This is a genomic window from Fulvivirga sp. AWR4_260 (assembly GCF_056158185.1).
This window is the reverse complement of record NZ_JBSWSU010000001.1, coordinates 607,472-629,886: the sequence shown is the minus strand read 5'-3', so window position 1 is coordinate 629,886 and position 22,415 is coordinate 607,472. Positions and strand designations below refer to the sequence as shown.

The window sequence follows — 22,415 nt, the reverse complement described above, 5'->3', positions numbered from 1 at the left end:
TATTATTCTTTTATGAAAGATATTTCGTGTATAAGGTATTTATTTCCAGAGTCTTTGATTCTCACCCATACCCTGTAGGTCTGTTTGTTAGAAATATATTGACCTATTGCATACGGAAGTCCTCCTTTTGAAGCCCCTTGATGCACTATGGTAAAGCTTGATGGAGGATTGTTTTTAAAGAAATCTTTAAGCACAAACTCCGCTTGAGTTTTGCTATAGCTCTGCATGTTGCCATCCAAAGTTACATCTACGTTTTGATTTAGAAATTTTGCAATCTCTTTAGAGCTTCCAGTTTTAATGGCTTCTTTAACATCATTAATAATATCCCCCTGTGCTAATGATGTGTTGAACGAGACAACACTGAATAAACCTATAGTGCATAAAAACACTATGCTTTTAATGTATTTCATACTATTGCTGACATTTACACCCTCAATCTGGCCAAAATTATGCCAATCTGTTGGTTAAAGAATTTTCAAATTAGTATAAACTTTTCATTCTAGCAACTTTCCATGTAAGGCTTTCCTTAAAATTACTATATCTGATAACCTTGCTAAGTTCATAAATTTTACTGATGAGTGCCCTTTGGGCTTCACGCTTGTTGTTTAACCATTTATTTAAATATCCTGAAAAAACAATGGTATTTCATGTTTTTGAATATTAACTTGCCGCACCAAATGAATGGATTTCTATGATAGCCTGTACTGATAATAAATTCTTGTGTAACGGTTTCTTAACATTAAGTTAACATTGAGGCATGTTATTTTTTATTAAAATAAAATACTCTTTCACAGCTCCTTACATTAAAAAATTATCTTTGCGGGCGCAAATGACTATTGATAATTTAAATAATCTATTTTCAAACCAAACAAACAAGGAATGAAACAATTTTTACGATTTGGTATTACCCTTATCACCTTAATTGTGACGGCAGGTTTTGCTGCACAAGCACAAAATGGCACTATTAGTGGCCGAGTGCTGGATGCAGATAATGGAGAGCCTTTAATTGGGGCTAACGTTGTAGTTAAAGGAACTACTAAAGGGTCTACTACTGATCTTGAAGGTAACTTCAAAATTGGTGAAGTGGCTGTAGGTTCTAAAACTATTGAAGTACGCTTTATTGGCTATCAGGTAAAAGAGCTAAAAGCTAATGTGCAAGCTGGTCAAGATGTTAACTTAGGCGAAATCAAATTAGCGTCAGATGCTATTGGTTTGAATGAAGTTGAAATTATTGCTTCGGTGGCGGAAGATAGAAAAACGCCTGTTGCTGTATCAACTATTAAAAGTGATTTCATTTTAGAAAAAGCCAGTAACCAAGAATTCCCTGAATTAGTAAAGTCTACTCCAGGTGTGTATGCTACTAAACAAGGTGGTGGTTATGGTGATGCTAGAATTAACGTTAGAGGATTTAGCTCTGAAAACGTAGCAGTACTAATTAATGGTGTACCTGTTAATGATATGGAAAATGGTACTGTTTATTGGTCTAACTGGGCTGGATTAACAGATGTTACACGTTCTATGCAGGTACAAAGAGGTTTGGGAGCTTCTAAAGTGGCTGTACCCTCTATAGGTGGTACAATGAACATCCTTACAAAATCTACTGACGCTGAAAAAGGAGGATATATCTACGGAGGTATAGGAAATAATAGCTATAACAAGATTTCATTTGCCGTTTCTTCAGGTCTTACTGAAAATAACTGGGCGTTTTCTGTACAAGGTGCCAAAATTGAAGGCGATGGATGGGCAGATGGACTTCAGTTTAAAGGCTACAATTACTTTGTTAATATTTCTAAAATTATTAATGATCATCATACATTGTCATTAACTGGTTTTGGAGCTCCTCAGTGGCATGGACAAAGACAAAACCCTCAATCTATAGAGACTTTTAGAAATGCTCCTCAAGGATTAAAATATAATGCTGACTGGGGATATTTGAATGGACAAGTGGTAAACGTTGAAGATAACTTCTATCATAAACCACAATTTTCATTAAACCATTACTGGACAATAGATGAAACTTCAGAGTTAGCTACTGCACTTTATGCTTCTTACGGAACTGGTGGTGGCGGTGGTTACCAAAATGGTGATATTGCTATCGGTGATTTCAGAACAGGAAACCAATATTCAGCATATGATTTAGATGCTGTTGTTGATCAAAATGTTAATTCTAATGATGGTCATGCATTGGCTTACTTAAGGGCATCAAGAAATGATCATAGATGGTATGGAGTTTTAAGTACATATACAAAAGAACTTAATTCAAATATCAATTTATTAGGAGGACTTGATTTAAGGTATTATAAAGGTATCCACTTCTCAGAAGTTACTAATTTATTAGGAGCTGACTATGTATTAGATAACAGTGATGTTAATAATCCAAATAGAAGATTAGGAGTTGGAGATAAAAGAGATTACTATAATGATGGTGTTGTACTTTGGGAAGGAGCATTTTTTCAAGCTGAGTACTCTAAAGACAAGTTAAATGCATTTGTTTCATTATCAGGATCTAACACATCTTACAAGAGAATCGACTACTTCCAGTATTTAGATAGCGATCCATTGCAAGAGACTGATTTCGAAAACTTCTTTGGATATCAAGTAAAGGGTGGAGCTAATTATAACTTAACAAGACATCACAATGTGTTTGCTAACTTAGGTTATTTCGAAAAAGCCCCTGATTTTGATGCTGTTTATCAAAACAACGCTAACATCGTTAATCAAGACGCTGAAAATCAAAAGATATTAAGTTTTGAATTAGGCTATGGTTATAGAAGCAAAGATTTCAATGCTAATATTAACTTATATAGAACTAGCTGGATGGATAGAACTTTCACTAGATCATTCAATGCACAAGATGATCCTAATACATCAGTTGATGAAAGCTCTCAGTTATATTTTGCTAATATCTTAGGTGTTGATGCACTTCATCAAGGAGTTGAAGTAGATTTTAAATATACTCCTACTACTAACTTCTCAGTTAACGGTATGTTGTCTTTAGGAGACTGGACATGGAAGAGCAATGTAAGCGGAGTAAATATATTCGATGAAAATCAAAACCAAGTAGGTTCAATCTCTGAATTATATATTGAAGATTTAAAAGTTGGTAATTCAGCACAAACTACTGCATCAATTGGTGCAAACTATAAAGTGATTGAAAATTTAAAATTAGGTCTTACTTATAATTATTATGCAGATTTATATGCATCTTATGACCCTACTGACAGAACAAGTGAAGACTTATTAGGTGTTCAGGCATGGAAAGTTCCTGATTATGCTTTAGTAGATATTAATGCAGTGTTTGATTTTAAAATAGGAGAACTTGATGCTAGTATTTATGGAAACATAAATAACATTTTTGACGAAGAATACATTTCTGATGCTAGAGATGGGGACTCGAATAACGATGGAAGACCTGATGCTCCTGGAGCACGAGTGTTTTATGGTTTAGGAAGAACATGGACTGCAGGGTTAAGGATTAAGTTCTAATTTTAATAACTAAAATTGAGATGAAAAATATATTATATATCACATTATTTCTATCGGCAGTTTTAGCAGGCTGTAATTCGTTAGATGACACTTATGATGAACTTGATAAGACAGCAGGAGATCCTTCTGGTGTTCAAGTTTTTGAATTAACTCTTTCTGAAGATGATTATGCTTTATTAGAAGATGATGGCGTAGGGTCAAATAATAATTTCTCTTCTGAAGATGAAGCGAAAGAGTATATCGCTAAAATTTTAGATTTAAAATACCCTCAGCTAGAAGATGGATCTTCAATTAGTGTAACTTATAATTTATACAGAGGTGGATCTGTTGATAGTTATACAGTTTCTGAAGCGGATTATGAGGCAGAAACAAAGAATACGGAATATGCTGCATATTTTAATCAAGATACTTTAGCCGAAAATCACATTGCTACTATCTTAAATTCTGCCAAAGGGTCGGATAATGATGGACAAGTGGTTATTGTAAAGTATGATTCGGCTTCTACTAAATATGCTGATATTAATGGAGAAGTATTATTTGTAGAGAACTTTAATAATTCTTCATTCTTTGAAACCACGGATACTACTTCCTTAGTTGGGGCAGAAGCTTGGGATGCTTCAAGTTATGGGACTGATGCATATGCTAAAATGAGTGGAAACTCAGGAAAAAATTATGTTAACGAAGACTGGTTAGTATTACCTAAAGCGACTTTAACTTCAAACTTTGGAAATTATAGTTTAGTAGTTAGACATGCTGTTAACTACCTAAATGGTGGTGCGGCTTTTGGTAAAGATATCATGGTAAAGGTATCAACAAATTTCTCTGGTAATGTAGAGACCGCAACGTGGTCAGATTTAACGCCAGATACATGGCCTGAAGGCAATTCTTATTCTTTTGTTGATTCTAAATTTGAATTAGCTGATTATGCTGGAGCTACAGTAAATATAGCGTTTGTATATAAGTCTACAGCTGATTATGCGCCTGTATGGGAAGTAGATAACGCAATGATATCTGCTGGTACTCCTGTATTACCATCAACAGAGTTTGCTTACTATATGTATTCAGCTGAAGATGAGTCTTGGGTTTCTGCAGCTGATGATGTGTTAGAATTATCAAAAGATACTTATTCTAGCATGGGCTTAAAGGGATATTTTACTAGTTCAACTCCACAGGAAAGTTATGTTCCTCAATATTTGGCTTCAGCATATCCTTATGCTCAAGAAGAAGATGAAGTGACAGTTATATATAACTATTTCTCTAGTAGTAAAGGAGAATTAGAGCAAAGAGGTGTTGTTTATACATTTATGTCTGGAGTTTGGAATGCTTATGAGTCTGAAGTGGCTACAACATTACAGTTTGGTAAGGAAGAAGGAGTATGGGTGCCTGATAATACCATTAGATACACTCTTTCTCCTGCAGATTATACCGCAATTGCAAGCAATGAAGATTTAGGAACTGAAGCTAGTAGAGCTAACCTTGATAGTTATGGTAACTTCAATACAAATGCAGGGAATTGGACAACTGAGACAATTGAAGCGTCAATAGCTTATATACTTAAAACTAACTTCCCAAATAGTGAAGTGGGACAAAAGTATTTAGTGTCTTATGATTCTTATCCTGGAGGTTTACTATCACTACATGTGATTTTAAATAGCGATGGCGAATATGAGACCATAGATTAAATAGATTAAATAGATTAAACTATCTATATATAAAAGCCTTTAGATATCTATCTAAAGGCTTTTTTTGTAACTTCATTTTCAACTTTATATTTCCGCTACTGTTACTTAAGTAATGAAAGAAAAAGATAAATACTACGACCGAGAGCTAAGTTGGCTTTCTTTTAATAAGAGAGTACTGATGGAAGCTGCGGATAAAGATGTGCCTTTGTATGAGAGGATTAAGTTTATGGCTATTTACTCTTCTAATCTGGATGAGTTTTTTAGAGTGAGGGTCGCTTCTTTACGCAGTATTGTAGGGATAGATAAGAAGAAAATCAATAAAAAATTTAACAGAAAGCCTAAAAAACTACTGGAAGAAATTCTACATACTGTACACGAACAGCAGGAGGAGTTTGGGCATATTAAAAGAGATGTAATTATTCCTGAATTAAAGGAAAATGGGATTATTTTGTATAGAGATGAGCCTATTATTGATGAGCACAGGTGGTTTGTAGAGCATTATTTTAAAAGTAAAATATTGTCTTACCTACAGCCAGTGATTATTACTCGCAAAGAAAGCAAAACTCCTTACTTAGATAATAGGGCTATTTATTTTGCCATAGAGCTAGAAAATAAAGAGGGAGGAAAAGAATATGCTCATTTAAATATTCCTACTGATAGTTTACCGAGGTTTGTAGAGCTACCCAAAGAGAATAATTACCATTATTATATAGCTATTGAAGACATAATTAGGGAAAACTTGTCTTTTCTATTTCCTAGTTATAAGGTTAAAGGTGCTTATGCTATAAAACTCAATAGAGATGCAGACCTGAATATAGAAGATGAGTACGCAGGTGATTTGGTGAAAAAAATTCAGAAACAGATTGAAAAGCGTAACCTAGGGGTGCCTTCACGGTTTTTGTACGATAGTGAAATGCCCGAAGACTTACTGCAATACCTTAAAGATAAGTATGAGCTAGATGAGGATGATTTAGTGGCGGGAGGTAAATATCATAATATGCACGACTTATTTGATTTACCCAACCCTTTGGCACCTAAATTAGAAAATAGCCCGTTGCCTGCTATAAGAAGACATTGTTTGGATGAGAATCCTTCTATGTTTAGTGCAGTTGATAAGCATGATATAATGCTGCATTTTCCTTATCAGTCTTACGATTATGTCTTACGGTTTTTCAATGAAGCTGCGTTAGATAATGATGTAGAAGAAATTAAGGCTACATTTTATAGAATAGCGCACGAGTCATTTATTAGTAATGCATTAATTAGTGCCGCCAACAATGGTAAGAAAGTGACCGTATTCGTTGAAATAAAAGCTCGTTTTGATGAAGAAAACAATTTAAAATGGGCCGCTAAAATGGAAGCTGCTGGCATTAAAATTATTTATAGTATTCCTGGCCTCAAGGTGCATGCAAAGGTGGCTTTGGTAAGCAGAAAAATGCCCGATGGTAATATCAGAAAGTATGGTTTTTTCGGTACAGGTAACTTCAATGAAAAAACCGCCAGCATTTATGCTGATGATGCCTTGTTGACATATAATGAAAGTATGACTAATGAGTTAGATAACGTTTTTCATTACTTATCTACTCAGGAAGAAATACCTTCTTTTAAAAAGCTTTTAGTCTCTCAATTTAATATTACCGATGAATTTAAGACGCTGGTAGACTTTGAAATTAATCAAGCTAAGCAGGGTAAGAAAGCGCATATAATATTAAAATTGAATAATCTTCAGGATGATATAATGATTGATAAGCTTTATGAAGCCAGCCAAGCCGGAGTGAAGATCGATCTTATAGTTAGGGCCATTTGCTGTATTAGAGGTGGTGTAGAAGGCCTTAGCGAGAATATCACGGTAAAGCGTATAGTAGATAGGTATTTGGAGCATTCCAGAATATATTACTTTTACCATGAGGGAGATGATATATTATATCAAGGGTCTGCCGATTGGATGAAAAGGAATCTATACAGAAGAATAGAGGTGGTTTTCCCGATTATAGATTCACTAATGAAAAAGGATATTATGAAAGTATTGGAGCTTCAGTTGGGAGATAATGTAAAAGCGTGCACTCTTAATGAAAACCTAGAGAATATTAAGGTCATTAATGATTTGCCTCCTGTACATGCTCAGATTGATTTTCATCAATGGCTAAAAGCGAAGGAAATAGAAACAATAAAAGAGGCATAAGCCTCTTTTATTTTAGTGTCTTGGTGCAGGAAAAAACACCATGGCTATTACAAAAGCCATTATTGATATTATAAAACCGAACATAAATACGTTATATGACTTTCTTAGCATTTTGTATTTTTTGCCCAGTACAATGCCTAGGAAATAGATGTCTTTAATCATACTACCATACAGAAACTCCGAGTCTTTCATCATTTCTTGCATGCCCCACATGTAATTATCTAGCTCCATATTATGGAAGTTACCAAAGAATAGAAGGTTTGTTTTTCTTTGTTCTATATCTTCTCTAGTAAATGTACCCGATGAAATATTAGGGCGAGTAGCTAGTACTGCAAAAACAATTGTAGTGAGACAAACCACTACCAAGATCATTCCGGGTATTATTAAATTGGGGTAATCTTCTAGCTTTCTAAATAGCAATGATACTAATACGGATAGTATAATTGAATTGATGGAAATCATTATGTTGGCTTTGTTATCGGCCATACCACTAAGTGTTAAATGATTTTTTGAAGTAATACGAAACATTGTTTCAATACCTCTTTCTGGCTTTTTGGCTTTTTTGTCCTTTTTGCCCGATTTCTTATCTTCTTCTTTTATCTCTTCGTTCACGTTTGCAGTACAATTAGTGGCTAGCCACTCTAGGTTTTTCTTTTTCTTTGGCTCCAACACTTGCTTACCATAATCAGTAAAATAGGTATGCGATTTCACAAATTCAAGACTCATTTTATGCCAATCAGTGGGTGAAATGCTTTTGTCGTGAGTGTTTACCAACTCTTTTCTTAAGCCTTCTGTTCTCTTTTTAAACAGAGTAGTAGAAAGGTGGTATAGATCAGCATCGCATAGCACCATTGAAAGCTTGTCTTTAGGTGACTGTGGCATTTGGGTGGCCTCAATGATATTAGCTATTCTTTCAATATCATCATGGTCAATATTCCATTCATTAAGCTTGCTCCGCATTAATTTAATGCTTTCTTGCTCATGGTTTAAGGCATTTTTTAAATATCCCAAATCATGAAACCAAGCAGCTATAGATACTAGTAAAGTCTCTTTATCAGAAAGATTACAAGCTGCTGATATTTCTTTAGCGGCTTTTACTACCTCTTCGGTGTGTTCCAGGTTATGGTAGCAATAGTCTTTAGGAAGTTCCTTGAGCTTGTTAGTAATATACTCTTTCGATTTATTCAGTAGTTTACTATCCGTATTCATATTAATAAATGTAGATAAAAAAATGTGAGATAGATAATTTATTACTGTCCATCAACATACCCCTGAAGGTACTGGTATTTTTTTGTTAATTTACCATTTTCGGTAATTGTTGCGCGTTTAATGATCTCGTCCTTATCTTCTTTTATAAGGCTAGGTAATACATTGTTGAGTAATTCTTTTCCAAAATCTTCCGAAGCATTTCTTGGTAGCTCGCAGGGCAAATTGTCTACAGCCATAACGGTAATGTTACCTTCATCAGACAAAGGGGCTTCTATTATACCTAAGCTAGGTTCATAATCATATATGGGATCATCAATAGTGCTTGGTTTTTTTGTTGAAGGAATAGAACCCTCTATGTCACAAGTAATATCAGCAATTACTTTTATTTTGAATGAAGAGTCCATTACATCTTCTCTTTTAAATAGAACAGGAGCCCGCGGATCCCAAAAGGCTCCAGCAATGAGTACATCACTAACGGCAGCATACTTTAAAAAATGGCTTTCATAATTTTCAGGATTCATAAAGAAATCATTTCTGTTAAAATCGCTGCCATCTTTAGGCTTGTTGTAATCCCTGCTGTTAAGCTGAGCAAACACTGGGTATTCAAACCTTTCGTTTAATAATTCATGAGCTGAAACTTGTCTTATTTTCATTCCATGCATCACTTCAATAGCTCCTTTGGCAACTCTACCTCCACCAGTAATTACTATTTTTATAGGAGGAAGGTTTACTTTTTTAAATTCGGTCTTTAGGTCGTCAAGGTCGTAGCATTCATGAGCACGTCTAATATGAAATAAATTATATCGCTTGCCGTAAGTCCAGATACCATTGTAAGCACCTACAATCCCTGCATATCGGCCAAAAGCCACTATTCTTTTGCCAGAAGTGTCCGTTAATGTTTCGTAGTCTATTAGCCTAATGTTCTTTTCTAAGATCGCTTTGAGCAAATTTCGATTGTAAGGTTGCTGCTTTATGGTGTGAGAGAAGAAAAAATAGGTTTTATTTTCTACGAGCTGATCAATAGGCACCTCTTTCACTCCCATCAATACATCACAGTCTGTAACATCATCTTTTAAAGAAATTTGGCTATTAATGTATTCTTCGTCTTCAAAGCATCTGATATCACTTTTTTGGCAAATTACTGATACATCGCTGTACTTGTCGTTCAGTTCCTTGGCCTGTGGAGGGGTAAGTGGCACGCGCCTGTCTATAGGAACTTTACCTTCTTTAAGAATACCTATTTTCATATTGTTAGTTTTTAATGCTTGTTATCTGCTTTATATATTAAACTTAGCGTTTACTTTGTTTATGTATAACAAATTTCAACTGTAATTTACTACTTATGGGGTAAATTCTAAAAGTGATTGCATGATGTCTTTAGCATATATTTATTTAGTAGTAGGGTGGGGCTTTTATTTAGGCATGCACTCTGTATTGGCCACTAACAAGGTTAAGGAGTGGTTTTATAATATGGGTGTAACCAAGGTAACTTACCGAGTTACTTATAATATTTTAGCTGCGGTTGGCTTGTTAATGATGCTTTATGTAAATGGAGCAATTCATAGCGAAAGGTTGCTGCCTAAAATGGGGGTTTTAAAATATGCTAGCTTACTGATAGCCGGAATAGGAGTAATTATAATTTCAAAAACCTTTAAAGTATATAGTAAGCGTGAGTTTTTAACTGGCCAAGGCGATAGTACATTATCTCAGCACGGTATTTTGAGTGTGGTGAGACATCCATTATACTTGGCTACTTATCTCATATTTATTGGGTTCTTTTTTTACGATCCAAGGTGGGCTTCATTGGTTAGTGTATTGTGCGTGTGTCTGTATATTCCATTAGGTATACGTTTAGAAGAAAAAAGGCTAATAAAGGCTTACCCAAAAGCATATGTTGATTACAAAAAAAGGGTACCAGCTGCTGTGGTACCCTCTATAGATGCTATTAAGGAATTGTTTTTTTAATTACTCTTCCTCCTCATTATCTTTTGTTTTTTTAAAATCGTCTCGGTCAATGAGTTTTTTATCGTCTACATTTTTATTTAAAAACTCATTAATCTTATCGATGTCATAGTTTGACTTTATTTCACCGAAAGAATCAATCTCAATATTAAAACCTTTTAAATCAGGGTTGACTTTTGGTGAGCCTTTCTTCCCTTTTCCTTTGTTTGATTCTTTCTTAGTCATAACTACCTCCTTAATTTGATTCTTTTACAGGCAATGTGTCTACAGCCTTTTGTATTCTATTGGCTACTTCTTCTTTACCTAAAACTTCCATTATTTCCATTAAGTCAGGTCCTGCTCCCTTGCCAGTAATCGCTAGTCTTACTGCTTGCATTACCTGCCCTATTTTAACACCTTTTTCGTCTAATATGTTATTTAAAATATCTTTAGCGCTTTCTGCCGTAAGAGCCGTTTCATAAGTAGTTAGTGCATTTTTATACCCGTTTAGCACATCTACAGCTACTTCGGTCCATTTCTTTTTAACTACTTTCTCATCGTATGACTCTGGCGAATGAAAGAAAAATTGTCCTTCGGTAAAAAATTCACCAGGGAAAGTAACACGTTCTTTAAGTGCATTACATACTTTTTCAATATTAGATTCTGATAGCTCTATGCCACTAGCTTCTAAATCCTTTTTCAGGTATGCTGCTAATTCAGTATTTGATTTAGTTTTGAGATATTGCTGGTTGTACCATTTTGCTTTTTCAATATCAAATTTAGTTCCCGACTTACCTATTCGCTCGGTACTAAATGCCTGAATTAACTCATCTTTAGTGAAAATCTCTTGCTCAGTGCCAGGATTCCATCCCAAAAAGGCTAAGAAGTTTATAAATGCATCTGGCAAATAGCCCACTTCTCTAAAACCTTTGTAAGTCTCTGGTTCGCCATCTTTCCCAGGAAAAGTACCACTAATTGGAAATACCGGAAAACCGTGCTTATCACCATCTCTTTTACTTAATTTACCATTTCCATCTGGCTTAAGCAATAGCGGGAGGTGGGCAAATTGAGGCATGGTGCTTTCCCAACCTAAAAATTTGTATAATAGCACATGTAAAGGCGCACTGGGTAGCCATTCTTCTCCCCTGATCACATGAGTGATTTTCATTAAATGGTCATCTACTACATTTGCTAAATGATAAGTAGGCATACCATCTGACTTCATCAAAACTTTGTCATCTATAGCAGAGGAGTGTACCATTACCCAGCCTCTTACCATATCGTTGAGTCGAATTTCTTCTTTCAACGGTACTTTTAATCTTATTACATAGGGCTCTCCAGAAGCTATCCTCGCTTTCACCTCTTCTTCAGGCAAAGTCAAAGAGTTTTTCATCTGTGTTCTGGTAATTGCGTTATATTGCGGAGTAGCTACTCGGGCTTCCTTCAAGCGCTCCCTCATAGCGTCTAGCTCTTCAGGAGTATCAAATGCGTAATAGGCATTGCCTTCATCTAATAACTGCTGAGCGTATTTGCCGTACATTTCTTTCCTTTCAGATTGCTTATACGGGCCATAAGGACCTTCATTATATGGACTTTCATCTAAGGTGATGCCTAACCATTCTAATGATTCCTTAATGTATTCTTCTGCTGCAGGCACAAACCTATTTTGGTCTGTATCCTCTATTCGAAGAATCATTTTGCCATTGTGTTTTTTTGCAAATAAATAATTATAAAGAGCGGTTCTTACACCTCCAATATGCAATGCTCCCGTAGGGCTAGGAGCAAACCTTACGCGTACTTCTTTGTCCATTTTTTAGAATAATTTCCGACAGGCAAAAGTACAAAATCTTGTGAAACGATAATAATTAAGCGGTTATCTTTAAAGCCACTTCTAGTGCTTCTCGGCTGGTTTTTATTTGTTTGTTGAAATTAAGGATAGCCACAGAATAATTGATGATTGAGGAGAGGAAAACTATGGCTGCGTAAAGATACTGATGAGAGTGTAACACAAAATAACTGGCCGCAAGTAAAATCATTACCGTCCAGAAAATTAAAAATACAAGGGAGCTTCTGAATAGACTATAATTGATGAATATAATGCAACCTCTGCTGCTGGCCTCTATTCGTCCTTTTATTAGTGGTAGAAAATTCTGGGGATAGTTAATTCTTTTTGATAGGGTGAAATTGTTGTTGGTGATTTCACCATTAAATATGGTGTGTGTATTGTTTTTGTCTTGGACTAATGCGGTGGGCATAGTTACCTCTTGAAGCCGATATAGTGCTAGCTCGGCATCAAGAGGTAGAATTAATATTTCATTCTTGCTAGGTACAAGTATCATTTTACTGCAATGCAGGAAATTTCTACGTTAACATCTTTAGGTAATCTACTTACTTCTACTGTTTCGCGTGCAGGCGGAGAAGACAAAAAGTACTTTCCATATACGGTATTAATCAGTTGGAAGTTATTCATGTCAGAAACAAAAATGCTACACTTAATTACATTGCTATAATCTAAGCCTGCTTCTTCTAAAATAAAACCAAGGTTTTTCATCACCTGTTCGGTTTCTACTTCTATGTTACTGTTGATTAAATCACCAGAAGAAGCATCTAGTGCAATTTGACCTGATACATACAAAGTGTCATTTACCATAACGGCTTGACTATAAGGTCCAATAGGTGCAGGTGCTTTTTCGCTGTTTACTATATTTTTGCTCATTATTAATAATTTAAATGATATCTGGTTTTAAGCTTGTGAATTTATAGAAAAAAATAATTGATTTAGCCCTCTTATGCCTATCTATTGAGGTTAAAGGTAATGTAAAGGCATAAAAAAAGCTGCTTATGAAGATAAGCAGCTTTTTTTGTAATTAATTTTTTACTCTACAGTTACTGATTTTGCTAAGTTTCGTGGTTGATCCACATTACAACCTCGCATAACAGCTATATGATAAGAAAGCAACTGCAATGGAATTACTGAAACCATTGGCATTAGTGCTTCATCAGTTTTAGGTACTTCTATTACAAATTCAGCCATTTTAGGTATTAAAGCATCACCTTCCGTTACCACAGCAATAACTTTTCCTTTTCTGGCTTTTACCTCCTGAATGTTGGAAACTACTTTGTCATAAGAACTGTCTCTAGTGGCAATAAATACAACAGGCATTTCTTCATCTATAAGTGCAATAGGGCCATGCTTCATTTCTGCTGCCGGGTATCCTTCTGCATGTATATAAGAAATTTCTTTTAGTTTCAATGCGCCTTCAAGGGCAACAGGGAAGTTAAATCCTCTGCCTAAGTAAATAAAGTTCTTGGCATCTTTAAAAAGAGCAGATATTTCTTTTATCTGGTCATCTAATTTAAGTGCTTCTTCAACTTTCGCAGGAATATTTTCAAGCTCTACTAGCAGTTCTCTGTATCTTCTTTCAGTGATAGTGCCTTTTTTATGAGCTACACTTAGCGCTATCATGTTAAGCACTGTCAACTGTGCAGTGAAGGCTTTAGTACTTGCCACACCTATTTCAGGGCCAGCATGTGTATAAGCTCCCTCGTGAGATGCTCTCGCGATAGAAGAACCTACAACATTACATACTCCGAAAATTACTGCGCCTTTAGATTTTGCCAACTCAATAGCAGCAAGTGTATCCGCAGTTTCACCAGACTGGGAAATCGCAATAACAACATCACCTTCGTTGATGATAGGATTACGGTACCTGAACTCAGAGGCATACTCTACCTCTACAGGTATTCTACAGAATTCTTCTATAAAATACTCTGCCACTAAACCTGCATGCCAAGAAGTACCACAGGCAACTATGATTATTCTATCTGCATTTTCCAGTTTATTGGCATATTCTCTTATACCTCCTAATACAAGTCGCCCTTCATTCGCATTTAGTCTACCTCTCATACAATCGCTGATGGACTTAGACTGCTCAAAAATCTCTTTGAGCATAAAGTGCTCATACCCGCCTTTTTCAATGGCTTCTAATTCCATATCTAAAGTTTGGATATAAGGAGTGGACGGAACGTCTTGAGTGTTTTTTAACTTTAGCTCATTGTTATCGATGATCGCAATCTCGTAATCATTAAGGTATACTACTTCGTTAGTATATTCAATAATTGGAGTGGCATCAGAAGCTAAGAAAAATTCATTTTTACCCAACCCAATAACTAAAGGACTCCCTTTTCTGGCAGCTATTAATTGATCAGGATTGTCCTTAGTCATTATTACTATAGCATAAGCACCCACAACTTTAGTTAGTGCTAACCTTACAGCTTCTTCTAATGAACAATCGTTATTTACTTGTATGTCTTCAATGAAGTGTATAAGTACTTCTGAGTCGGTTTCACTATCAAAAGTATGTCCTTTTTTCTCCAACTCTTTTTTTATAGAGCTGTAGTTCTCTATAATTCCATTGTGAATTATAGCTAAGTTCTTTGATTGTGAATAATGAGGGTGAGCATTTTCATCGTTAGGCTCACCGTGAGTGGCCCATCTGGTATGCCCAATACCAATGTTACTATTAAGTTTTTTGATAGGTAGCGTTTCTTCTAAGTCAACTACTCTACCTTTTTTTTTATAAATGTTCAGACCGTCATTTAACAAAGCAATACCGGCACTGTCATAGCCCCGGTATTCTAATCTTTTAAGTCCTTTAAGGATTACTTCGTGTGCATTTTTTGGTCCTACATACGCAACAATTCCGCACATAATTTATCTATTTTATTTATCAGGTGTAGTATAGTATATATTAAGATATACATCTTCTTTACGTAAAGCAAACCTACTAACATCTAATGAAAGATTACTAGGGGTTAGTACGATTTGGTTATTTTTTGTAAAGCCGTGATCAATAGAACGTAAATAATGTGGTAGATCTATTCTGTAACCTTTAATGTCAGAATCATAAACTGCAGTTAATGGCGTGCTAGAATTGAATGATGCAGGTATCACACCAGCAAATACCACATTGTTTTCTAGTGAAGCCGTGTTCGTGGCGTATAGAATTAATGTTGATGGGGCAGGTGTAGTTTTTGATAAACCTTCAATGTTTTCTAATACAATTTCAGCTTTGTTAATAACGGGGGTTTTAATAGTATCTACAAAGCTCTCATAAACTGAAAGATCAATAATGGGTAACATTCCAGTTCCTTGCTGTAAATACACGTAATCTGAGCTTAATTGATATGGTGTATTGTTGTTGGTGATGTTATCAAAGTCAGAACCTGACCAAGCACTGTTTTTGTTAGGGCTTATGTTGTTATATCCACGAGCTGAGTTTACAGGGAATGTCAATCTCTTTTGAGTAGTAGTACCATCTACAGTTTCAGAATAATACATAACCATTCTTGTGTATGTTGGCGAATAGGTTATTATAGAACTTCCTGCTGTAGAGGTTAAGGCTATACCTTTGAAATAGTTAGAGAAGTTAGTGCCCGAAGAAAGCTCAGTGCTTTCACTTTTTGCTTTGTTAAACAAATCTTGGCCTAGTGTTTCATCCAAGCTAATTCTAGTGAAGTAGATGTACTTATCATTGCTATCATAGTAGTTAGCTTTGATGGCAGAGTCAGCAGGTATGTCTTCATCCAGACTGGTATCATTAAAGTCTAGGTCAATAGAGTCTGCATCTATAGTAAAGGTTTTTTCTCCTATTTTATTCCCAAGATCTTGCGATGAAAAAGTATAATGGTAAACAAGGTCTGTAGCGCTTACCAGCTGAACGGTGTCTGTAAGTTGATAAACTTCTAACGAATTAGATCCGTTATTTGGTCCGTAAATATGGTCAATACGCATTTCGAATATCAATGAGTCGAAAGTGGCTGATTCGTCAAAGCTTGAGCCTGGGTTTTGTGAAGTAAGGGCCAGTTCTGAGAAATGCTTAGCTTCTATATGCCCGAATTTCTCATCTTCATATTGTCCTACTAATATGCTTACTGTGGCCGAAGAGTTATTTACTAAATTGGGGTTAGCGATGCTATCTAGCCAAACCTGGTTGAGGTTATCCTGTAATGGAATTTTGGTGAAAAAAATCCCCAAATTATTTTCGGGGTCCAGTCCAATGGTGTTGATGTCATCATCACACGAAAAAAATGATAGGGCTGATAAGATTATCAGCCCAGTTCTTTTAGCCCACAAGTTCATTGTATAAATTATAGTATGAGTCAGTGAAATTATCGTCTTGTTCAATTTTCTCTATCTTTTTCTCTGAAGTAATGTCTTTGAAAAGATTTTCTAATGTTTGGTCTTCTTCAGTTTGTATTACAGTATCAGCAAACTCCATGGCTACTTTTATAAAGCCATAATAGTCACCAGACTGTAGTGTAGTAAGCATGCTGTCATCAATGTCCATCATTTTTACTTTGTCGATAAGATCATTGTTGAATTTATGCTTAAAGCTATTATTGTAAATACTGAATACAGTTTTTGTATCCTTAAATAAAGGATCGTTTTTATAAGTAGTTTTTAAGTAAAGTGGAATTAAGCTTGTCATCCAATCATTACAGTGAACGATATCAGGTGACCAACCCAATTTCTTAACCGTTTCTATAACGCCTTTACAGAAAAATATTGCACGCTCATCATTATCTTCATAAAAATTATTTTCTTTATCATGGAACACATATTTTCTGTGAAAATAATCTTCATTATCAATAAAGTAAACTTGCAATTTAGCATTTGGTATTGATGCCACCTTAATAATTAAGGGTTTCTCTTCATCACCAACAGCGATGTTGATGCCTGAAAGTCTGACTACTTCGTGTAACCTGTTTTTTCTTTCGTTTATCAGTCCGAATCTCGGAACGAGAATCCTGATTTCCATCCCTTTTTCTTGCATAGCCTGTGGCAATTTTCTTACAAATTCTGCAACTTCTGAAGTTTGTAAGAAAGGATTGATTTCACTGGCTACATAAAGAATACGAAGTTTTGACATATGTGTATGAGATTTGTTTGCGTAGAATAAGGCTACAAAAATACAAAATTTTTGCCTTTTTACCATCTATTATATTGGTAAAAACTTAATTTTGGGTTCATTTCAAACGATTCTGATGATAGTTTTTGAGGAGATTATTCCTTTACAAAAGTATATTCGAGAGTTAAAATCTCAAGGTAAGCGAGTGGGCTTAGTTCCCACCATGGGTGCTCTGCACGATGGGCATTTATCGCTCATCAATGCTTCAAAAGGAGAAAATGACATTACGGTGTGTAGTGTGTTTGTAAATCCAACACAGTTTAATAACAAAGAAGATTTGGAGAAATATCCACGAACGTTGGAAGCTGATTTAGAGCTTCTTAAAAATGTTTGTTGTGATATTGTTTTTGCCCCTTCTGCAGACGAAGTTTATAAAGATACGCCCGCCATTACTTTTGACTTTGGAGATCTTGAAAGAGTGATGGAAGGAGCTTTCAGGCCTGGTCACTTTAATGGTGTAGGAATAGTGGTGTCCAAACTGTTTAACATAGTTATGCCCGATGCGGCTTACTTTGGTCAAAAGGATTTGCAGCAGTATGCTGTCATTAATAGGTTAGTTGAGGATTTATCATTCCCAATTACATTAACTAGGGTGCCGATTAAGAGAGAGCTTAGCGGGTTGGCCATGTCTAGCCGAAACGTCCGTTTAACTAATGAAGGGCGAGAAAAAGCTTTGACCTTGTTCCAGGTATTAAATAATGCAGAGGCTTTATTAAAAAAGGGAGTTGATATAGATGAGGTTAAAAAGGAAAGTGAGCATATATTTGCAACCGCAAATATTAAATTGGAATATATCGATATAGTTGATCCTCTAACATTGCAAAGTTTAAAGAACATTTTAGGGGTAAAATCCGTTGCGATATGCGTAGCAGCATTTGTAGAGGAGGTAAGGCTAATTGATAATATCATTATTAACTTAGAACACTGATTATTAAGATAGATGACTATTGAAGTTTTAAAGTCAAAGATTCACCGCGTAAAGGTAACTCAGGCTGAATTACACTATGTTGGTAGTATTACCATAGATGAAGATCTGTTGGATGCTGCGAATATGATAGAGGGTGAAAAAGTGCAAATTGTTAATATTAATAACGGTGAGCGAATTGAAACCTACATTATTAAGGGCGAGCGCGGAAGTGGCATGATTTGTCTAAATGGCCCTGCAGCCCGTAGAGTCCAAGTAGGAGATATCATTATTGTTATTTCATACGCTCACATGGACTTTGAAGAAGCAAAAAAATTCGAACCTAATGTAATCTTTCCAGATGCAGATAATAAAGTATTATAGGTTTTATGAATAAAACACTGAAAAATGCATTAAAATATGTCGTTATGCTCTGCATTACGGCATTTTTATTATGGGTTTCTTTTCAAAACTTGAAAGTAGCTGATGGTACTAGTAAATGGGATTTTATTGTTGACACTTGGAATAGTGCAAATAAAACCTTTTTGTTTATGTCAGCCATTGCTGCTATTTTAAGCCACATGTTAAGGGCAGAAAGATGGAAGCTCTTATTAAAGCCATTAGGTTATAAAACTAGCTTAGGCAATAGCTTTATGTCTGTAATGGTGGGGTACTTTATAAACTTGGCAGTGCCCAGAGGTGGCGAGGTATCTAGGTGTTATAACCTTTACAGGTTGGATAAGGTGCCGGCTGATGTCTCTTTCGGTACGGTGGTTATGGAAAGGATAATTGACCTTATCTTCTTAATTATTCTGCTAACTGCTTCTTTCTTTATTGAATTAGATAACCTTATTTATTTCTTTCAATCTGACGAAATAAACAAGCTTTTCAGTTCTGGAGAAACCACCTTTTCTTATACTATTATAATAGGATTAGTATTAGCTGCATTAGCTGTTTTTATCATTGTTAGGTACTTATTTAGAAGTAAAAGATTTTTTACGCTTAGGTATGTTTCAAAGGGGAGGCAATTATTGCGAGGCCTGAAGAGTGGTGTTACTAGTATATTCAAATTGGAGCAGCGTTTCTTATTTATACTGTATTCATTAGGTATCTGGATTTGCTATTACTTGATGATGTATTTCGTGATGATAGCTTTTCCTGAAACTAGTCATTTAGGTGTTTTTGCTGCGCTTACCATATTTGTAATTGGAGGTATAGCTATGGCATTGCCATTGCCTGGCGGAGCGGGTAGTTTTCACATTTTAGTTCCTTTAGGATTGGTGCTTTTATATAAAATACCAGAAGCTAAAGCTATCCCGTTCACATTTATATTTCATGGATGGCAAACTTTAGTAATAATAGTAGTTGGTGCCCTAAGTATGTTTATCAGTCAGATGTCTAAAAAGAACGTAGATGGAGAGCAAGGATAAAATAACGAATGTAGAAACACTTAAAACCTGGATAAGTAGCTGGCAGAATAATGGAGAGAAAGTAGTGTTTACCAATGGTTGCTTTGATATTCTGCATTTGGGCCATGTTGATTATCTTGAGAAATCTGCTGCCTTGGGTGATAGATTGGTAATAGCAATTAATACTGATGCATCAGTGAAAAAATTGAAAGGTGAAGAAAGGCCGCTTAATGATGAGTATGCCAGAGCACGACTGCTGGCCGCTTTAGGTTTTGTTGATGCTGTGATTTACTTTTCTGAAGAAACTCCTTACCAGGTAATAGATCAGCTCAGCCCTGATATATTGGTAAAAGGAAATGACTATTTGGCAGAGAATATTGTTGGCGCAGATATTGTTATTGATAGAGGAGGAGAGGTGAAAACCATCCAGTTGGTAGAAGGGTATTCTACAACTAACATTATCAATAAAATACGTAACAACTAATAAGGATATATAAGTATGATTATTGTTATTATGATTGTGTTTGGTATCATCAGCTTTGCGGTGAGTACCAGACTTAAAAACAAGTTCAGAAAATATTCTCAAGTGCCGCTAACTAAGAACCTTACAGGTGCTGAAGTGGCTCAGCTAATGCTAGCAGATAATGGTATTCATGATGTGCAGGTAGTTTCCGTACCGGGGCATTTGTCTGATCATTATAATCCAGCTACAAAAACGGTAAATTTAAGTGAAGAGGTTTATCATGGTCGAAATGCTGCAGCTGCGGCTGTAGCTTCTCATGAATGTGGACATGCTGTGCAACATGCTACTGCATACAGCATGTTGGAATTTCGTAGTGCGATGGTGCCCATTCAAAATGCTAGTGCAAAAATTCTTAATGTGCTAATGATGATTATGCTCTTCGGTGGTTTTATGTTATATAGAACATTCCCTATAGAGTTAGTGTTGTTAGTGATCATCGGTGCATATGGGGTGATGACCTTATTTTCACTAGTTACTCTACCCGTTGAGTTTGATGCCAGTAGAAGGGCGTTGGCTTGGGTAAAGCAGAGGCATATTGTAAATGACTCTGAGTACGGTATGGCAAAAGATGCACTTAAATGGGCGGCTATGACTTACGTAGTAGCAGCACTAGGTTCTTTGGTTACACTATTGTACTATGTGAGTATTTTCTTAGGAAGACGCGATTAAATTATTTTAGATACATCGAGAGGCCGAGCAGTAATGTTCGGCCTTTTTTGTTTTATGACTTCTTGTAGCTCATTGGTGTATAACAATTTACAGTCTTATTCATTTAACATAATTATCTAATAGGCTAGACTATAATTAGTGATTTGGATGTCAACTATATTTTAAAATAGTTGTAAATTAGAGATGTTGTTATGCATGCATAACAATAAATGTTTCATGAATAAAAACTACGTTAAAGATGGATTTTCAATTTACAGAAGAGCAGCTTGCTGTTCGTGATGCTGCAAGAGATTTTGCCCAAACCGAGTTGTTGCCAGGAGTGATAGAGAGAGATGAGAAGCAGCAGTTTCCAGCAGAGCAAATAAAGAAAATGGGTGAGTTGGGCTTTATGGGCATGATGGTAGATCCTAAATACAATGGCGGAGGTATGGATAGCATATCTTATGTGTTGGCAATGGAGGAGATTTCTAAGATAGATGCCTCTTGCTCTGTGGCAATGTCCGTCAATAATTCTTTAGTATGCTGGGGGCTTGAAAAATACGGTACAGAAGAACAAAAGCAGAAGTATTTGACACGTTTGGCTACGGGTGAGATTATTGGAGCTTTTTGTTTATCTGAACCAGAAGCAGGTTCTGATGCTACTAGTCAAAGAACTACTGCTGAAGACAAAGGAGATCATTACATATTGAATGGTACTAAAAATTGGATTACCAATGGAAATAGTGCTAGTGTTTACATTGTTATAGCTCAAACCCACCCAGAGCTTGGGCACAAGGGCATCAATGCATTAATAGTAGAGAAGGAAATGGATGGTTTTGTTGTGGGGAAAAAAGAAAATAAACTAGGTATTAGAGGGTCAGATACCCATTCATTAATGTTTACCGATGTGAAAGTACCCAAAGAGAATAGAATAGGAGAGGATGGTTTTGGGTTTAAATTCGCCATGTCTACATTAAATGGAGGAAGAATTGGTATAGCCTCTCAGGCATTAGGAATTGCCAGTGGAGCGTACGAGTTAGCGCTCAAGTACTCTCAGGAGCGTAAAGCATTTGGTAAAGAAATATCAAAACATCAGGCCATACAATTTAAATTATCAGATATGGCCACCCAGATAGAGGCAGCAAGATTACTTTGCTTACAAGCAGCCAATTTGAAAGACAGGAAGCAAGACTTTGTGAAGGCTGCAGCTATGGCAAAGGTGTTTGCATCGCAGGTGGCTATGGATGTAACCGTAGAGGCTGTGCAAGTACATGGTGGCTATGGATTTGTAAAAGAATACCATGTAGAGAGGTTAATGAGGGATGCAAAAATCACTCAGATATACGAAGGAACCTCCGAAATTCAGAAAATTGTAATATCTCGGGAGCTGTTAAAAGGTTAAGAGGCAACTTTTCTAAAAAAAATTATATGTTTCTTTGAAAAGTGCATGATTTTTTTGT

General features: G+C 35.7%; 20 protein-coding genes. 10 read left to right on the top strand and 10 right to left on the bottom strand.

Annotation, left to right across the window (positions count from 1 at the left end; all coding sequences use genetic code 11):
- Positions 1 to 2: 2 nt before the first annotated feature.
- On the bottom strand, positions 3 to 410 hold the full coding sequence (locus ACXACQ_RS02650; RefSeq protein ID WP_474974373.1) for a DUF4783 domain-containing protein: 408 nt from the start codon (positions 408 to 410) through the stop codon (positions 3 to 5).
- A 469-nt stretch (positions 411 to 879) separates the two neighbouring features.
- Here ACXACQ_RS02650 and ACXACQ_RS02645 point away from each other — a divergent pair, with 469 nt between their 5' ends.
- From ACXACQ_RS02645 to ppk1, 3 genes are all read left to right on the top strand, one after another.
- Positions 880 to 3,486 (top strand): TonB-dependent receptor, encoded by a 2,607-nt coding sequence (locus ACXACQ_RS02645; protein ID WP_474974372.1) that lies wholly within the window; start codon positions 880 to 882, stop codon positions 3,484 to 3,486.
- A gap of 20 nt (positions 3,487 to 3,506) precedes the next feature.
- The gene (locus tag ACXACQ_RS02640; RefSeq protein WP_474974371.1) at positions 3,507 to 5,168 is read left to right on the top strand and encodes a choice-of-anchor J domain-containing protein; all 1,662 of its coding nucleotides are present in this window, start codon (positions 3,507 to 3,509) and stop codon (positions 5,166 to 5,168) included.
- 112 nt (positions 5,169 to 5,280) lie between these two features.
- Positions 5,281 to 7,350: a polyphosphate kinase 1 gene (ppk1, locus tag ACXACQ_RS02635; protein WP_474974370.1), complete on the top strand. Its 2,070-nt coding sequence runs from the start codon at positions 5,281 to 5,283 to the stop codon at positions 7,348 to 7,350.
- Between the two features lie 12 nt (positions 7,351 to 7,362).
- Here the strand turns inward: ppk1 and ACXACQ_RS02630 are convergent, their stop codons facing one another.
- Complete coding sequence (locus tag ACXACQ_RS02630) at positions 7,363 to 8,559, bottom strand: Pycsar system effector family protein (protein WP_474974369.1); 1,197 nt, start codon at positions 8,557 to 8,559, stop codon at positions 7,363 to 7,365.
- 41 nt (positions 8,560 to 8,600) lie between these two features.
- Positions 8,601 to 9,806 (bottom strand): NAD(P)-dependent oxidoreductase, encoded by a 1,206-nt coding sequence (locus ACXACQ_RS02625; protein ID WP_474974368.1) that lies wholly within the window; start codon positions 9,804 to 9,806, stop codon positions 8,601 to 8,603.
- Positions 9,807 to 9,927: 121 nt separating this feature from the next.
- On the opposite strand from ACXACQ_RS02625, the gene ACXACQ_RS02620 reads away from it, so the two are divergent.
- Positions 9,928 to 10,524 (top strand): methyltransferase family protein, encoded by a 597-nt coding sequence (locus ACXACQ_RS02620; protein ID WP_474974367.1) that lies wholly within the window; start codon positions 9,928 to 9,930, stop codon positions 10,522 to 10,524.
- Here ACXACQ_RS02620 and ACXACQ_RS02615 read toward each other — a convergent pair whose 3' ends face one another.
- The 7 genes from ACXACQ_RS02615 to ACXACQ_RS02585 form a co-directional block, all read right to left on the bottom strand.
- Entirely contained in the window at positions 10,525 to 10,746 is a 222-nt protein-coding gene (locus ACXACQ_RS02615; RefSeq protein ID WP_474974366.1) for a hypothetical protein, read from the bottom strand.
- Positions 10,747 to 10,756: 10 nt separating this feature from the next.
- Entirely contained in the window at positions 10,757 to 12,310 is a 1,554-nt protein-coding gene (gene gltX / locus ACXACQ_RS02610; RefSeq protein WP_474974365.1) for a glutamate--tRNA ligase, read from the bottom strand.
- Between the two features lie 55 nt (positions 12,311 to 12,365).
- Positions 12,366 to 12,839 (bottom strand): hypothetical protein, encoded by a 474-nt coding sequence (locus ACXACQ_RS02605; RefSeq protein WP_474974364.1) that lies wholly within the window; start codon positions 12,837 to 12,839, stop codon positions 12,366 to 12,368.
- Positions 12,836 to 13,216 (bottom strand): RidA family protein, encoded by a 381-nt coding sequence (locus tag ACXACQ_RS02600; protein WP_474974363.1) that lies wholly within the window; start codon positions 13,214 to 13,216, stop codon positions 12,836 to 12,838. The genes ACXACQ_RS02605 and ACXACQ_RS02600 overlap by 4 nt, the downstream gene beginning before the upstream one ends.
- A gap of 159 nt (positions 13,217 to 13,375) precedes the next feature.
- The gene (gene glmS, locus ACXACQ_RS02595; RefSeq protein WP_474974362.1) at positions 13,376 to 15,211 is read right to left on the bottom strand and encodes a glutamine--fructose-6-phosphate transaminase (isomerizing); all 1,836 of its coding nucleotides are present in this window, start codon (positions 15,209 to 15,211) and stop codon (positions 13,376 to 13,378) included.
- Positions 15,212 to 15,223: 12 nt separating this feature from the next.
- Entirely contained in the window at positions 15,224 to 16,642 is a 1,419-nt protein-coding gene (locus ACXACQ_RS02590; protein WP_474974361.1) for a DUF4270 family protein, read from the bottom strand.
- Positions 16,626 to 17,432: a glycogen/starch synthase gene (locus ACXACQ_RS02585; RefSeq protein ID WP_474974360.1), complete on the bottom strand. Its 807-nt coding sequence runs from the start codon at positions 17,430 to 17,432 to the stop codon at positions 16,626 to 16,628. The genes ACXACQ_RS02590 and ACXACQ_RS02585 overlap by 17 nt, the downstream gene beginning before the upstream one ends.
- A gap of 115 nt (positions 17,433 to 17,547) precedes the next feature.
- Between ACXACQ_RS02585 and panC the strand changes: the two genes are divergently transcribed.
- From panC to ACXACQ_RS02555, 6 genes are all read left to right on the top strand, one after another.
- Positions 17,548 to 18,399 (top strand): pantoate--beta-alanine ligase, encoded by an 852-nt coding sequence (panC, locus tag ACXACQ_RS02580; RefSeq protein WP_474974359.1) that lies wholly within the window; start codon positions 17,548 to 17,550, stop codon positions 18,397 to 18,399.
- A gap of 12 nt (positions 18,400 to 18,411) precedes the next feature.
- Positions 18,412 to 18,759 carry an aspartate 1-decarboxylase gene (gene panD, locus ACXACQ_RS02575; RefSeq protein ID WP_474974358.1) on the top strand — a complete coding sequence of 116 codons (348 nt, stop codon included), beginning with the start codon at positions 18,412 to 18,414 and terminating at the stop codon, positions 18,757 to 18,759.
- Between the two features lie 5 nt (positions 18,760 to 18,764).
- Complete coding sequence (locus ACXACQ_RS02570) at positions 18,765 to 19,805, top strand: lysylphosphatidylglycerol synthase transmembrane domain-containing protein (RefSeq protein WP_474974357.1); 1,041 nt, start codon at positions 18,765 to 18,767, stop codon at positions 19,803 to 19,805.
- Positions 19,789 to 20,268: a D-glycero-beta-D-manno-heptose 1-phosphate adenylyltransferase gene (gene rfaE2, locus ACXACQ_RS02565; protein WP_474974356.1), complete on the top strand. Its 480-nt coding sequence runs from the start codon at positions 19,789 to 19,791 to the stop codon at positions 20,266 to 20,268. Before ACXACQ_RS02570 ends, rfaE2 begins: the two co-directional genes overlap by 17 nt.
- Before the next feature lie 15 nt (positions 20,269 to 20,283).
- Positions 20,284 to 20,976 carry a zinc metallopeptidase gene (locus ACXACQ_RS02560; RefSeq protein WP_474974355.1) on the top strand — a complete coding sequence of 231 codons (693 nt, stop codon included), beginning with the start codon at positions 20,284 to 20,286 and terminating at the stop codon, positions 20,974 to 20,976.
- A 238-nt stretch (positions 20,977 to 21,214) separates the two neighbouring features.
- The gene (locus ACXACQ_RS02555) at positions 21,215 to 22,357 is read left to right on the top strand and encodes an acyl-CoA dehydrogenase (protein ID WP_474974354.1); all 1,143 of its coding nucleotides are present in this window, start codon (positions 21,215 to 21,217) and stop codon (positions 22,355 to 22,357) included.
- The last annotated feature ends 58 nt before the right edge of the window (positions 22,358 to 22,415 follow it).